The organism is Microvirga zambiensis WSM3693 (assembly GCF_016735695.1).
Classification (GTDB): Bacteria; Pseudomonadota; Alphaproteobacteria; order Rhizobiales; family Beijerinckiaceae; genus Microvirga; species Microvirga zambiensis.
Genome location: NZ_JAERQD010000005.1, coordinates 50515 through 63757 on the forward strand (window position 1 = coordinate 50515; position 13243 = coordinate 63757).

A 13243-nucleotide genomic window follows, 5' to 3' on the forward strand; every position below is an offset into this window, starting at 1 on the left:
GTCCGACATCGCAGGGTCCGTTCGTGCCTATCGAGGGCGGATAGACCTGAGGAGGGATGAGAATGAATTTTGAAAAGTATACCGAGCGTGCCCGAGGCTTCGTTCAGGCGGCGCAGAATCTCGCCGTGCGCGAAGGCCACCCGCAGCTCGCGCCAGGGCATGTCCTAAAAGTTCTGCTCGACGATCCGGAAGGCCTGTGCGCCGGCCTCATCGACCGCGCCGGCGGCCGCTCCCGCGACGCGCATGCGGCGGTCGAGCAATGGCTCGCCAAGCAGCCCAAGGTTTCGGGCTCCGCTTCGCAGCCGCAGGCGACGCGCGAACTGATGCGCTTCTTCGACACCGCCGAGAAGGCCGCCGAGAAGGCGGGCGATTCCTTCGTCACCGTCGAGCGGATGCTGCTCGCGCTCGCCGTCGAGAAGGACAGTGAGGCCGGCAAGATCCTGGCCCAGTCCGGCGTGACGGCCCAGGGGCTCAACACCGCCATCAACGCCCTTCGCAAGGGCCGCACCGCCGACAATGCGACGGCTGAGAACGCCTATGATGCGTTGAAGAAATATGCGCGCGATCTGACGGAAGCGGCGCGCGACGGCAAGCTCGATCCGGTGATCGGCCGTGACGAGGAAATCCGCCGCACGATCCAGGTTCTCTCGCGCCGCACCAAGAACAACCCGGTGCTGATCGGCGAGCCCGGCGTCGGCAAGACAGCCATCGTCGAAGGTCTTGCGCTGCGCATCGTCAACGGCGACGTGCCGGAATCCCTGAAGGACAAGCAGCTGCTCGCGCTCGACATGGGCGCGCTGATTGCGGGTGCCAAATATCGCGGCGAGTTCGAGGAGCGGCTTAAAAGCGTGCTCAGCGAAGTGACCTCGGCCGAGGGCGGCATCATCCTGTTCATCGACGAGATGCACACGCTGGTCGGTGCCGGCAAGGCCGATGGCGCCATGGATGCCTCGAACCTCTTGAAGCCCGCGCTCGCCCGCGGCGAGTTGCACTGCGTCGGCGCGACGACCCTCGACGAATATCGCAAGCATGTGGAGAAGGACGCGGCGCTCGCCCGCCGATTCCAGCCGGTTTTCGTGAGCGAGCCCACGGTGGAGGACACCGTGTCGATCCTGCGCGGCCTGAAGGAGAAGTACGAGCAGCATCACGGCGTGCGCATCACCGACAGCGCGCTCGTTGCCGCCGCCACTCTCTCGAACCGCTACATCACCGACCGCTTCCTGCCGGACAAGGCGATCGACCTCGTCGACGAGGCTTCCTCGCGCCTGCGCATGCAGGTCGATTCGAAGCCGGAAGAGCTCGACAACATCGACCGCGAGATCGTGCGTCTCAAGATCGAGCAGGAGGCGCTGAAGAAGGAAACGGACACAGCGTCCAAGGACCGCCTCGAGCGCCTCTCGAAGGAGCTTGCGGATCTGGAGGAGCGCTCGGCTTCCATCACCGCGCGCTGGAAGGCCGAGAAGGACAAGCTCGGCACCGCTGCCGATCTCAAGAAGAAGCTCGACGAGGCCCGCAACCAGCTCGCTGCCGCGCAGCGCGCGGGCGACTGGGCGAAGGCGGGTGAACTCTCCTACGGCGTCATTCCCGGGCTCGAGAAGCAGGTCGAGGAGCTGGAGTCGCGGGCCGATGGCGGCGGGCTGATGGAAGAGGCGGTGACGCCCGACCACGTGGCCGGCGTCGTCTCGCGCTGGACCGGCGTGCCCGTCGACAAGATGCTCGAGGGCGAGCGCGAGAAGCTGCTGCACATGGAGCAGGATCTCGCAAAGCGCGTCGTCGGACAGGCCGAGGCCGTCACCGCCGTCTCGACCGCGGTGCGCCGTGCCCGCGCCGGTCTGCAGGATCCGAACCGGCCCATCGGCTCGTTCATGTTCCTCGGCCCGACAGGCGTCGGCAAGACCGAGCTGACGAAGGCGCTCGCGAGCTTCCTGTTCGACGACGAGACGGCTTTGATCCGCATCGACATGTCGGAATACATGGAGAAGCACTCGGTCGCCCGGCTCATCGGCGCGCCTCCCGGCTATGTCGGCTACGAGGAGGGCGGCGCGTTGACGGAAGCCGTCCGCCGCAGGCCCTATCAGGTGGTTCTGTTCGACGAGATCGAGAAGGCGCATCCGGACGTGTTCAACGTCCTCCTGCAGGTGCTCGACGACGGACGCCTCACGGACGGCCAGGGGCGCACCGTGGACTTCCGCAACACGCTCATCATCATGACCTCGAATCTCGGCGCCGAATATCTGGTGAACCAGCCCGAGGGCCAGGACACGGATGCGGTGCGCGACGAGGTCATGGGCGTGGTGCGCTCGCATTTCCGGCCCGAGTTCCTCAACCGCGTGGACGAGATCATCCTGTTCCACCGGCTGAAGCGGTCCGAGATGGGCGCCATCGTCGACATCCAGATGCGCCGCCTGCAGAAGCTGCTGGAGGATCGCAAGATCGTGCTGCAGCTCGACGAGGGAGCCCGCAACTGGCTCGCCGACAAGGGCTACGATCCCGCTTATGGCGCGCGGCCCCTGAAGCGCGTGATCCAGAAGCACGTGCAGGATCCGCTGGCGGAGCTGATTCTCGCCGGCGAGATCAGGGATGGCGAGACCGTGCCGGTGCATGCGGGCCCCATGGGCCTGATGATCGGCGACGTCACCGTCGGCAGCGAACGCCCGCCGGAAGGCGTGCGGCTGAACTGAGTCACGGCGAGTTGAAAACGAGAACGGCCGGGTGAAAACCCGGCCATTTTCATGACGGCATGTCATTCCCGGCCGACGCGCAGCGGAGGGGAAGGGAATCCAAAGCGCTGAGCGTATGAACAGATCCCCTTTCCGCACTGCGTGCGCCGGGGATACATTCCGAACGTCATGCCCGCACTTGTTGCGGGCACCCACGTCTTGAAGCCAGTTAAAGACGTGGGTAGCCGGGACAAGCCCGGCCATGACGTCGAAGTGAATCGGCACACGCTGCCTTCCCGGGTCTTCGACCCTTTCCGGCAACGCTGAACAGATTGTACGGATTACTCGGCAGCTGCGCGGTAGTCGCTCTCGTCGTTGGCTGCCTGAACCTCTTCGTCCTGCGGCTCACGGCGTGGCGCCGTATTGCCCTCGCGCAGGAGCATGTCCTTGTCGACACGTTCAGCCTTGTCCTCGCGCAGTTCGCGCTTGGAGCGGCGAAGCTGCTTGGCCGACTTCTGCAGGGCGGCCCGGAAGGCGGTGTAGAGGTCCTTGTCCTTGGCCTCGCCGCTCATCGTCTTGAGCGAGCCCATCTGGATATTGACCGTGCACCGGTAGGTGATCCCGTCGCGGGTGATGTGCACGGACGCGGAACTCAGCCGCCCAAAGTATTTTTCGGCGACGCGACGGATGTTGGTTCTAGCAAATTCGGGAAAATTTTCACCTAGATCGACTGTTGAGCTTTGCACCAGAATGTTTTCGGCGCCTTCGAGACTCATTCGCTCCTCCTTGTGTGAAGGTTCGATGGCTAACGGCGGGGCAACGGGAAAGTTTCGGCCGATCTGAAACAAAACGACCGTCGAGAACGTTATTTTTATTCATGGTCTGCGGTTGCGCGGAACCTGCTCCCCCACATCGGTGACGGTCACTTCCAGGGTCTGGGACCTGTCGTTGCGCAGGATGGTAAGCTTCACCTTGTCGCCGACGCGGACCTTTTCCAGCTTGTCCGTGAGATCGGACAGGCGCCGCACAGGCTCGTCCTCGGCGCCCACGATGATGTCGCCGATGACACCGGCCCGCGCGTCGACGCCGCGCAGGCCCGCCTGCTCGGCGGGGGAGCCCGGCACCACGCCGGCGACGATCACCCCGTTCACGCCAAGCTGGGCCGCAAGCGTCTCATCGCCGGCGACGATCCCGATTCCCGGCGTCGGCACCCGACCTTTGCTGATCAGTTCCGGCACGACTCTGTTGACCACATCGACGGGAATGGCGAAGCCGATGCCCGCATTGGTGCCCGAGGGCGAGAAGATCGCCGTATTGACGCCGATCAGGCGCCCGGCGGAATCGAGCAGCGGGCCGCCGGAATTGCCGGGATTGATCGCGGCATCCGTCTGGATCACATCGGCCACCTCGCGCCCGCCGCTCGTCGGCAGGCGGCGCTTGAGAGCGCTGATGATGCCTGTGGTGAGCGACTGGTCGAGCCCGAACGGATTGCCGATGGCATAGGCGGTCTGGCCGACTTTGAGATCGGCCGAGCTTCCCACGGATACCGGCGCAGGCAGGCCGCCCTGACGCTGGACCCGCAGCACGGCGAGATCGTAGTTCGGCGCCTGACCCACGACCTCCGCCGGCAGCACCTCGCCCGAGGCCAGACGCACCACGAAGGAGGAGCCGTTCGCGACCACGTGATCGTTCGTGACCACATGGCCCGCCTTGTCCCAGATGAAGCCTGTGCCGGACCCGGCCGGCTCGCCGCCCGCACGACCGCGGCCTCCCTGCAGCGCCACCACCTGCACGACGGAGGGCGCGGCATTCTCGAAGACCTGGATCGTCGAGCGCTCGAATTCCGCGAGATCGCCCCGCGCCGCCACCGGCCGCGGCTCGCGCGCTGAGAAGAGCCAGGTGTTCACGTAAGGTTGAAGCACGAGGATCGCGAGCAGCGCGGCCACCACCAGCATGACGATTCGTGTCGCCCGATCCTGCATTGTTTCTCCCCATGGACGAAAGATCTGACTCACAACCGATAAGCTTGGGCGAAGTTCACCTCAAATTCGCAAAGCGCGGCAGGGGGCGCATCGGGATCGTGAGAGGCTGTCGATAGCCAGCGATCCTCTCGCACGAACGACCTGTTCGAACTTCCCTCCGCGATCGCCCTGAAATAACATCCGTCAGGTCCCTATCTTCTCACGATCTGCCCGACAATGTCGCTCGATGTTTTCGCCATCATCCTTGTCGCCGCGTTTCTGCATGCCAGCTGGAATGCCGCCGCCAAATCCGGCAAGGGCGACCCGATGGTTCAAGCCAACCTGATTGCCGTGGGATCGGCTCTTTCCGCGGTTCCGGCTCTGCTTGTCACAGGCCTGCCCGACGCGGCGAGTTCCATCTATGTCCTGGCATCGGCCCTGATTCATGTGGCCTATTTCATCCTGATCGGCCTCGCCTACCGCTACGCGGATTACTCCGCCATCTACCCTCTCGTGAGGGGCAGCGCGCCTTTGTTCACGACGATCCTTGCGATGCTTCTCCTCGGTGAAACACTCAATTCTTCAACGTGGTTGGGAATCGGCGTGTTGTGCGGCGGGATCCTCGGATTGGGCGTCGATGCGATCCGTCGTGGCGGATTGAACGGCCGCTCTCTGCTGATCGCCGCCGTGACCGCCGCCATCGTGGTGAGCTACACGCTCGTCGACGGGTTGGGCGCGCGCCTGTCGGGCAACTCTGCCGGATACCTGCTTACGATGATGGCCATCACGGGCGCGCTCATGGGGCTGGGGATGGTCTTCCACCAGAGATCAGCCTTGCTCGGCGCGCCGGCATCCTTGTGGGGCAAGAGCATCGCAGCCGGGGCCATCGCCAACATCTCCTACGGAACCGCCCTCTGGGCCATGACGAAGGCTCCTATCGGGCTGGTCGGCGCCGTCCGCGAGACTTCCGTTCTGTTTGCCGCGCTGATCGCCATGGTTGTCCTAAAAGAACGCTTCGGTGTTGCCCGGTGGGCGGCATCCCTCATGATCGTGGCCGGCCTGGGACTCGTGAAGGCGGGATAGGGCCGGCAAACCCAGTCCTTTCCGAACCAAACCCTCCCGCAAGCGTTCGCTCTCACACCTCGCTTGCAGGAGAATCAAGGAATGTCACGCCGCCTCGTGATCGCCGGCCTCATGACCGCTCTCAGCCTGCCCGTCCTCGCTCAGCAGCAGAACCCCTCCATTGCTCAGCCTGTCACGCCGCAGCCGGCCGAGACGCAGCCCAACCCCGCTCTCGGACAGAACGCGCAGGAGCGCCAGCAGCGCACGCAGCAGGGCGGCGCGCCGCAAGATACCCGGACCCCGATGCGTCAAGGACAGGCGAGCGCACCGGCCGCCATGGGCCAGCAGCAATCGCAGGCGGACCAGCAATACATTCAGCAGATGCTGGCGCTCAGCACCGTCTCGCTGCAGCAATCGAATTTCGCCCATAGCAAGGCTCAGAATCCGCGTGTGAAACAGTTCGCGGAGTTCGAGATCGGCGAACAGAACCTGCTCACCGACATCATGCATTCCTTCGCCGACCCGAACGCGACCGCCTCCACCACGCAAGGCGCGCGGCAATCCGCGGCAACCGCGCCGGAACTGCCGCAAAAGGATGCGCAGACGATGGAGCGCCTGTCGAAGGCCCAGCCCGGTGCTGACTTCGACAAGGATTACGTTGCCCTGCAGATCGAGGGACATCAGCAATTGCTGAAGCTGCAGGAAAGCCATTTGTCGCAAAGCGCGGGCAATCGTGAAATGACCAACGTGGCCAAGCTCGCGCAGGGACAGATCAAGGAACACCTGGTTCTGCTGCAGGATCTGCAGAAGGAACTCGGCAAGTAGGAAAGGCAGAGCCGGAACGTCCGTCCTCGAGAGGACGTTGCTCCCTGGAAATGCGGACTGAGGTCCGCCCGATCATGAAGAGGAACAACTCATGGCGCGAGACAAACGCGGACAGCCCACCGAACCGGATGTGGATGAGGCGATGAACGACCTGGCCCCGGAAGAGACCGGCGACGACTTCATTGCCGGTCCGACCCAGCGCAATGACGTCGGCAATGCCAAGCGTGCCGCGGCCAAGGCCACCGGTGCCATGGGCGCCTCGAAGAAGCTCGATCCCGATCTCGACATCGATCATGTGGACGACAACCGCGTGACCAGCGGCTCGAAGGCGGGACTGCGCTCGTTCAAGGATGTGGCGCCCGAGAAAGGCGCGAACGATGCCGGCTTCGAACTCTCCAACGAGGAGATCGCAGAAGCTGCGAACACCACCGCCGCGAAGAGTCCCGCACCGCGCGGGGCGCAGACCGAAGGCCCGACCGGTCCGACCGGCATGAGCGGCGGCGCCACCTCCCGCGCCCGCGTTCCGGCGCCGGGCAATGCGGTGGACGTGACCAAGGGGGCCTTGGTGCGCGGCAAGGCCAAGGGCGGCAAGGAGGAGCGGTGATTCTCGCCTCACCGTCTCCATAGGCTGCCTCAGCGGCGCTAACTCTCTTACGTCATGGCCGCCCCCGGACTTGATCCGGGGATCATCCCGGCCATCCCGATGCAGAAAAAGCGTTATGCTTCAATCGATCGGGATCACCGGCACCGATCCCCGGATCAAGTCCGGGGAGGTGATGACGTGGCGGTTTTAACCGGACGCCATCGTCGATGACCCCATTGCATGGCCTGCCCCCTCCCGCCGCATAGCTGCCCTAACGGAAGACGGAGTGACATCCGCCCTCCTCCCGCTTTATGGATTGTTCAGCCGAACCGGCAGTGACGACATAAATCGGTCGAGGAAATGCTCATGGACAGAAGAAAAGTTCTCAAAGGCGCGGGCCTTGCGGCAGTGGCTGGCGCCGTTGCCTCCCCCGCCATCGCGCAGGCGCAGCCGGAAATCCGCTGGCGCATGACTTCGGCCTATCCGAAGAGCCTCGACACCCTCTTCGGCGCGGGCGAGATGATCTCCAAGCGCGTCGCCGCGGCGACCGACAACAAGTTCCAGATCCAGCCCTTCGCCGCTGGCGAGATCGTCGGCGCGCTCCAGAGCCTCGACGCCGCGCAGAACGGCACGGTCGAGTGCGCCTACACCCTGTCGAGCTTCTTCATCGGCAAGGACCCGACCTTCATGTTCGAGACCTCGGTGCCGTGGGGCATGAATGTGCGCCAGCACAATGCCTGGATGTATTACGGCGGCGGTCTCGACCTCGTGCGCGAGTTCATGAAGGACTACAATATCTATCCGATCCCGGCCGGCCAGACCGGCGCGCAGATGGGCGGCTGGTTCCGCAAGGAGATCAAGTCCATCGCCGACCTGCAGGGCCTCAAGATGCGCATCGCCGGCATGGGCGGCCAGATCATGGCCAAGCTCGGCGTGGTGCCGCAGGTGCTCGCCGCCGGCGACATCTATCCGGCGCTCGAGCGCGGCACCCTCGACGCGGTCGAGTTCTCCGGCCCGCATGACGACGAGAAGCTCGGCTTCGTGAAGGTCGCACAGTACTATTACTATCCCGGCTTCTGGGAAGGCGGCGCGCAGCCCTCGCTCTACGTGAACATGAACAAGTGGAACGAGCTGCCGGCGAGCTACAAGGCGATTCTCGAAGCGGCCTGCGCCGAGGCGAATGCCATGTGCGTTGCGAAATATGACGCCCAGAACGCCGATGCGATCCGCCGGCTCGCGAGCCAGGGCGTGCAGCTGCGCCCGTTCCCGCGCGACGTGATGGAGCAGAGCTACAAGGAAGCCTACAAGCTCTACGGCGAGCTCGCCGCCTCCAATCCCAAGTTCAAGAAGATCTACGATTCCTGGAACGCCTTCCGCGAGAAGGAGCTGACCTGGTTCCGCATCGCCGAGCTGCCCTTCGACTATTTCGTCAACCAGCAGCAGGGCCAGCCGCGCTGACCATCGTCAAGGAATGCAAGACGGCGCCGAAAGGCGCCGTTTTCGTTTTCGCGCATGACAAGGATCGAAGCTTGGCCTGACGCGTTGTCTCTTCAAGTGGAGTTCCCATCCGAACGGAGACATCATGATGGACAAGGACCGCAAGCAGGATGCCTCGAAGGACAAACACGAGCGCAAGGACGACAAGCAGGCGGAGAAGAAGAAGCACCAGGACGAGCTGCTCGACGAGGGCGTGGAAGAGACCTTTCCGGCGAGCGATCCCGTCTCGGTGAAGATTTCGAAGTAGTTCAATGTCAAAGGCCGGCTCATAAACGGCATGCGCCCCATAGCCCTCATCCTGAGGAGGACCGTCAGGTCCGTCTCGAAGGACGAGGGCGTCTCCAGTGCCTACTGGACCCTCCTTCGAGACGCGGCTTCGCCGCTCCTCAGGATGAGGTACGAGCAATATGAGTTTGCCCGTCAGTTCCGGCTCGCCACGGCGACACCCGTCGCCGCAAGCGCCATGCCGGCGAGCTGGATCGGGCTCAGGGTCTCGCCGAAGAGCGCGAAGGCCATCAGGGCTGCAACCGGCGGCACCAGATAGAGCAGGGTCGCCACGCCCACCACCGCACCCTGGCGGATGAGGAAGAGCAGCAGCCCGATCGCGCCGATGGACAGGCCGAACACCGCCCAGGCGAGCGCGCCGAGAAGCGGCAGGCTCAGCTCCATATGCCCTTCCTCGGTCAGAAGCATGAGAGGCAGGGTCACGGCAGCTGCGCCGACATATTGAATCGCCGCATTGACGCGCAGGTCGAGTTTGCTGCCGGTGCGCTTCTGCCAGATCGTGCCGAGGGTGATCGACAACATGCCGAGCACGCAGATGCCGAGCGCGACCGGTGGAACGCCGCCGCCGCCGAGCTTGGGCGCCACAACGAAAGCGGCGCCTAAGAAACCGATGCCGATGCCGATCCAGCGCCCGCGCGAGACCCGCTCGCCCAGGAGCGGCCCGGCGAGAAGCCCGGTCGCGAGCGGCTGGAGGCCGGCGACGAGAGCCGAGATCCCGGCCGGTAACCCGTGCTTTACCGACCAGAACACGCCGCCGAGATAAAGCCCGTGCAGCAGGATCCCGGCGATCAGGCTGTTGCGCCAGTCGTGCCAGTTGCGCGGCCAGGACACCCGCGCGACCGCCACGATGACCGCGAGGACGAGGGTCGCCAGCACGTAGCGGACGAACAGGAAGGTCAGCGGCTCGGCATAAGGCACCACGAACCGCGCCACGATGAAGCCCGTCGCCCAGATGAGCACGAAGAGCGGCGGGGCGAGACGGGCGAAGTTTGTGGGGTTCATGGCGGGAGCGGGATTCGGGACCTGAAAATCTGGATGCCTTGTAGGCTCCCGGCTCGATCCTTGTCGATGCGCGAAGCCTCATCCAAACGTCGACCCTTGAACCTCGTTCGGGAGAACAGCGCGGATGTCCCCTCCCCCCTTGTGGGGGAGGGCTAGGGAGGGGGGTGCTGGCGCCGGAGCCCGAGAGGTTTGCGCTCACACCCCCCTCTCCAACTCTCCCCCACAAGGGGGGGAGAGGGCTGGTCGTGATTCACTTGCCCTCGGCCTTCGTCGCACCATCTCCAGCAGCCTGGAGACCTTTCGTTTGAATCGCCTGCGCCTCTCGCTCGAACTCCTCGCCATCGCCTCGACCCGCTTCGTGCTGCACGACGCCTGGGCGATTGCGAGCCATATCGCCCTGTCGGTCCTGACCTCGCTGTTCCCGTTCCTGATCCTGGTCACGGCGCTGGCGAGCCTGTTCGGCACCGGCTCGCTCGCCGACGAGGTGGCGGACATCGTCCTGGAGGCTTGGCCGCAGGAGGTGGCGGGGCCGATCGCCAGCGAAGTGCACCGGATCCTCACAGGCCGGCGTAGCGACGTGCTGACCCTCGGCCTGGTGCTCGCGCTCTATTTCGCTTCGAGCGGCGTCGAGAGCCTCAGGGTCGGGCTCAACCGTGCCTATGGCGTGCGCGAAACCCGCGCCTGGTGGCTGACGCGGCTCGAATCCATCGCCTTCGTGATCGCCGGCGCCTTCATGCTGATCGCCCTGGCCTTCCTCGTGGTGCTCGGCCCCTTCATCTGGCGCGTCGTGCTGTCCTGGGTGCCGGCGCTCATGCCCTTCGACGGCCTGATCGCCTTCCTGCGGATCGGCGTGGCGACCATCGTGATCATCGCGGGCCTGCTCCTATCCCATAAGCTCGTTCCCGCGGGACGACGGAGCTTCCGCGCGGTGCTGCCGGGGGTCTGCGTGACGCTGGTGCTGTGGCTCCTCGGCGGCTTCGCCTTCAGTTGGTATCTCGAATTCTATCCCGGCGCCTATGCCTCGACCTATGGCGGGCTTGCCACCGCCATGGTGGCCCTGATCTTCCTCTACACGCTCGGCGCGATCTTCCTCTTCGGCGGCGAGCTCAACGGCACGATCCTCCTCGCCAAGCGTCGGCGCCTGGACAAGGAGCCGAAGCCTGAGAACCTGGGCGACGTGATCACCCTGCCTTAGGGCGTCAGCCGGCGAGGAACGCCGGCCTAGATTGGCAGAAATCCGAGCTTGTAGGTCCACAGAAGCAGCCCCACCGCGACGGCAACCGCAAGCCAATTCAAGGAACGGCCCAGCAGCAGGTTGAAGGAGGCTTCAGTGGAAAGGACGGGCTTCTTGTGTGGGGGCATATCGACTGGCATCGCTGGTTCTCCAAAGCCCAAAAAAGCTTCGAGACGCGCCATGCGCCCAAAAGGGCAGCGGCCGACTAGGGAACCGCTGATGGACGCACCATACGACGGGGAGGCATCATTTGTAAGAGCGCATCGGCGCTTCAGCGAAGATCGCATGCCGTCCGGTCTGCAGCGGCGGGAATGAGCCAACCAGTTCAGCGTTGTGCCAAAGTTCCACGCGGCACGACTGCGCCAGGCAGCGCGCCCATTCGACGGCGAGCGCATGGTCTTCGCTGTTCAGACGATGGGTGAAGAACGCTCCCGTGGAGCGGTCGATGATGAGGGCATTATAGCCTTCAGAGCGCGACAACATATTCATGGAACACCTCGAAAGGTAAGGGCTTCGAGGTGCAGGATTGCGCCTAAAAGAGCGGCGGCCTCATGGTCCGCCGAGTTCCGAGGTCTAGACCTGCAATGCGGCTTTTAGGAGGTCGCTTGTGCTTGATCGGCTAGAGCATCGGACGGAAAAGTGGATCCGGTTTTCCGTCTCGATCGATGCTCTGATTCAAAGAGAAAGCATCGGATTCACCCCAAAAGTGCAAGTCCACTTTTGGGTCCGATGCTTTAGAGCTGTTTCCACTGACATGGAATCAGCTCCCCTCTTTACTTTGCCGCATTTTTTGACGGCGAACCGGATCCGCTTCGCCAAAAATGCTCTAAATGATGGTCGAGCCGTCGGAGCGCAGATGGGCATCACCGATCTGACGGGCGAGCTTGTCCGCTTCTTCGCTGCTCACCTTGATGCGCACAAGAGTCCATTCCTTCTCGGATTTCCACATGCGGAATGAGAGCCGGAAGCCATCGCCGTCCTGTTGCGCTTCGACATGTGTCGCGTCAGGCAGATCGTAGGGCCCGAGTCCCTCGAAGGTCAGTTGTCCCACAGCTCTCTCCGGTCGGTGTTCAGGAACCAAACGGCCAGGAGCCTGACAGGTTCAGAAAGGCCAGGCCGCGCCGATCAGAGATTCGGCGCGATCCGCAATTCCAGCTTCGCGGACGCCACCGGCCTGGTGTTCTGGGCCAGACCATAGCCCAGCCTGACATTGAGTTCGGACCGGAAGCGGTCCGTGGGAGAGTTCAGCCGCGTCTGGCCGACGATCTCCGACAGAAGCGCGGTGCCGATATCTCCGCTCAGGCTGTCCAGATTCATGCTGGGAGAGAACCGCAGCTCCGTGCTCCATGTGTGCAGGGACAGATCGAGCGGGATGTCCATCGTGCCGCCGATGGATTGCGAATAGCCGTTTCGAACGCTGTCGACGGAGCCTGCGGTCGTCAGGCCGACACTGACGCCGAGACGCTCCCAATCCCGCTTCAGAAGAGCCTCCCAGCTCCCCTTCGACGACAGGACGCTGGTTTCACCACCGCCGCGGACGAGTTCGGTGCCGACCAGGAAATTGTAGTCTTGAAAAGGCTGCATCTTGGCACCCACCGCACGATCGAAATCGGTCGGCAGGAATGCATGCAGATCGGAGCGGGCGACGCCGCTCGCCCAGACCTGCAGGCGGTTCAGCCGGGTCGACCGGCGCGGACGATTGGCACGCGTTGCAGCAGCGACGTTTTCGTCAAGCCATGCGGGATTGATGTTCTCGCTCCAGATCTCCGCTTCCTCGGCGAAAGAGGCCGCGGATATGGCGGTCAGCGTGAGCAGAAATGCGAATAATCGGCAAATGAGCAAAACCATCGACGAACCGGAACGAAATGAGGAACGAATGAGCAGGCAATGTCGTCATTCGATGGGTTGCTGGTTAATGCGGGATTAAGCTCGCCTCAATTGTCGGACGTGCCGATTTTTCAGGCGGAGCATGCGTGAAAGAGGCACGCGATTTCAGCCGTGGCATCAATCGTATGGCGGAATGCGCTGCCTGCTTTATCGGCAGCCGTCAAAGTGACGCAGTGCCTTTCTCAGCGGGCACAAACGAAAACGGCCGGGCATGAGCCCGGCCGATTCGCGTATCGATTTTGAGCGA

General features: G+C 63.8%; 14 protein-coding genes. 7 read left to right on the forward strand and 7 right to left on the reverse strand.

Going from position 1 to position 13243, the window contains the following annotated elements:
- The first annotated feature begins 62 nt into the window (after positions 1–62).
- Positions 63–2681 carry an ATP-dependent chaperone ClpB gene (gene clpB, locus JKL46_RS05855; RefSeq protein ID WP_201830767.1) on the forward strand — a complete coding sequence of 873 codons (2619 nt, stop codon included), beginning with the start codon at positions 63–65 and terminating at the stop codon, positions 2679–2681.
- Between the two features lie 320 nt (positions 2682–3001).
- Here clpB and hpf read toward each other — a convergent pair whose 3' ends face one another.
- A complete protein-coding gene (gene hpf, locus JKL46_RS05860; protein ID WP_201830772.1) occupies positions 3002–3436 on the reverse strand; it encodes a ribosome hibernation-promoting factor, HPF/YfiA family in 435 nt (144 codons plus the stop codon).
- Between the two features lie 99 nt (positions 3437–3535).
- Entirely contained in the window at positions 3536–4642 is a 1107-nt protein-coding gene (locus JKL46_RS05865; RefSeq protein WP_201830773.1) for a S1C family serine protease, read from the reverse strand.
- 216 nt (positions 4643–4858) lie between these two features.
- On the opposite strand from JKL46_RS05865, the gene JKL46_RS05870 reads away from it, so the two are divergent.
- The 5 genes from JKL46_RS05870 to JKL46_RS05890 all read left to right on the forward strand — a co-directional run bounded on the left by JKL46_RS05870 (position 4859) and on the right by JKL46_RS05890 (position 8835).
- The gene (locus tag JKL46_RS05870; RefSeq protein WP_201830774.1) at positions 4859–5704 is read left to right on the forward strand and encodes a DMT family transporter; all 846 of its coding nucleotides are present in this window, start codon (positions 4859–4861) and stop codon (positions 5702–5704) included.
- An 81-nt stretch (positions 5705–5785) separates the two neighbouring features.
- The gene (locus tag JKL46_RS05875; RefSeq protein ID WP_201830775.1) at positions 5786–6508 is read left to right on the forward strand and encodes a DUF4142 domain-containing protein; all 723 of its coding nucleotides are present in this window, start codon (positions 5786–5788) and stop codon (positions 6506–6508) included.
- A 91-nt stretch (positions 6509–6599) separates the two neighbouring features.
- Positions 6600–7112: a hypothetical protein gene (locus JKL46_RS05880; protein ID WP_201830776.1), complete on the forward strand. Its 513-nt coding sequence runs from the start codon at positions 6600–6602 to the stop codon at positions 7110–7112.
- 345 nt (positions 7113–7457) lie between these two features.
- On the forward strand, positions 7458–8549 hold the full coding sequence (locus JKL46_RS05885; RefSeq protein WP_201830781.1) for a TRAP transporter substrate-binding protein: 1092 nt from the start codon (positions 7458–7460) through the stop codon (positions 8547–8549).
- Between the two features lie 124 nt (positions 8550–8673).
- Positions 8674–8835 carry a hypothetical protein gene (locus JKL46_RS05890; protein ID WP_201830783.1) on the forward strand — a complete coding sequence of 54 codons (162 nt, stop codon included), beginning with the start codon at positions 8674–8676 and terminating at the stop codon, positions 8833–8835.
- A 173-nt stretch (positions 8836–9008) separates the two neighbouring features.
- Here the strand turns inward: JKL46_RS05890 and JKL46_RS05895 are convergent, their stop codons facing one another.
- Positions 9009–9875, reverse strand: a complete 867-nt coding sequence (locus tag JKL46_RS05895; RefSeq protein WP_201830785.1) for a DMT family transporter — start codon at positions 9873–9875, stop codon at positions 9009–9011.
- Positions 9876–10179: 304 nt separating this feature from the next.
- Here JKL46_RS05895 and JKL46_RS05900 point away from each other — a divergent pair, with 304 nt between their 5' ends.
- Entirely contained in the window at positions 10180–11070 is an 891-nt protein-coding gene (locus tag JKL46_RS05900; RefSeq protein ID WP_201830787.1) for a YihY/virulence factor BrkB family protein, read from the forward strand.
- Between the two features lie 26 nt (positions 11071–11096).
- On the opposite strand, the gene JKL46_RS05905 is transcribed toward JKL46_RS05900, so the two are convergent.
- From JKL46_RS05905 to JKL46_RS05920, 4 genes are all read right to left on the reverse strand, one after another.
- The gene (locus JKL46_RS05905; RefSeq protein ID WP_201830789.1) at positions 11097–11249 is read right to left on the reverse strand and encodes a hypothetical protein; all 153 of its coding nucleotides are present in this window, start codon (positions 11247–11249) and stop codon (positions 11097–11099) included.
- A gap of 106 nt (positions 11250–11355) precedes the next feature.
- Positions 11356–11598, reverse strand: a complete 243-nt coding sequence (locus JKL46_RS05910; protein ID WP_201830791.1) for a hypothetical protein — start codon at positions 11596–11598, stop codon at positions 11356–11358.
- Between the two features lie 337 nt (positions 11599–11935).
- Positions 11936–12160 (reverse strand): hypothetical protein, encoded by a 225-nt coding sequence (locus JKL46_RS05915; RefSeq protein WP_201830793.1) that lies wholly within the window; start codon positions 12158–12160, stop codon positions 11936–11938.
- A 74-nt stretch (positions 12161–12234) separates the two neighbouring features.
- A complete protein-coding gene (locus tag JKL46_RS05920; protein WP_201830795.1) occupies positions 12235–12957 on the reverse strand; it encodes a hypothetical protein in 723 nt (240 codons plus the stop codon).
- Between the last annotated feature and the right edge of the window lie 286 nt (positions 12958–13243).

What these genes read in the sequence shown, in the direction of transcription:
- clpB (WP_201830767.1), top strand. Translation starts at nt 63, where the DNA reads ATGAATTTTGAAAAGTATACCGAGCGTGCCCGAGGCTTCGTTCAGGCG.
- hpf (WP_201830772.1), bottom strand. Translation starts at nt 3,436, where the DNA reads ATGAGTCTCGAAGGCGCCGAAAACATTCTGGTGCAAAGCTCAACAGTC.
- JKL46_RS05865 (WP_201830773.1), bottom strand. Translation starts at nt 4,642, where the DNA reads ATGCAGGATCGGGCGACACGAATCGTCATGCTGGTGGTGGCCGCGCTG.
- JKL46_RS05870 (WP_201830774.1), top strand. Translation starts at nt 4,859, where the DNA reads ATGTCGCTCGATGTTTTCGCCATCATCCTTGTCGCCGCGTTTCTGCAT.
- JKL46_RS05875 (WP_201830775.1), top strand. Translation starts at nt 5,786, where the DNA reads ATGTCACGCCGCCTCGTGATCGCCGGCCTCATGACCGCTCTCAGCCTG.
- JKL46_RS05880 (WP_201830776.1), top strand. Translation starts at nt 6,600, where the DNA reads ATGGCGCGAGACAAACGCGGACAGCCCACCGAACCGGATGTGGATGAG.
- JKL46_RS05885 (WP_201830781.1), top strand. Translation starts at nt 7,458, where the DNA reads ATGGACAGAAGAAAAGTTCTCAAAGGCGCGGGCCTTGCGGCAGTGGCT.
- JKL46_RS05890 (WP_201830783.1), top strand. Translation starts at nt 8,674, where the DNA reads ATGATGGACAAGGACCGCAAGCAGGATGCCTCGAAGGACAAACACGAG.
- JKL46_RS05895 (WP_201830785.1), bottom strand. Translation starts at nt 9,875, where the DNA reads ATGAACCCCACAAACTTCGCCCGTCTCGCCCCGCCGCTCTTCGTGCTC.
- JKL46_RS05905 (WP_201830789.1), bottom strand. Translation starts at nt 11,249, where the DNA reads ATGCCAGTCGATATGCCCCCACACAAGAAGCCCGTCCTTTCCACTGAA.
- JKL46_RS05910 (WP_201830791.1), bottom strand. Translation starts at nt 11,598, where the DNA reads ATGAATATGTTGTCGCGCTCTGAAGGCTATAATGCCCTCATCATCGAC.
- JKL46_RS05920 (WP_201830795.1), bottom strand. Translation starts at nt 12,957, where the DNA reads ATGGTTTTGCTCATTTGCCGATTATTCGCATTTCTGCTCACGCTGACC.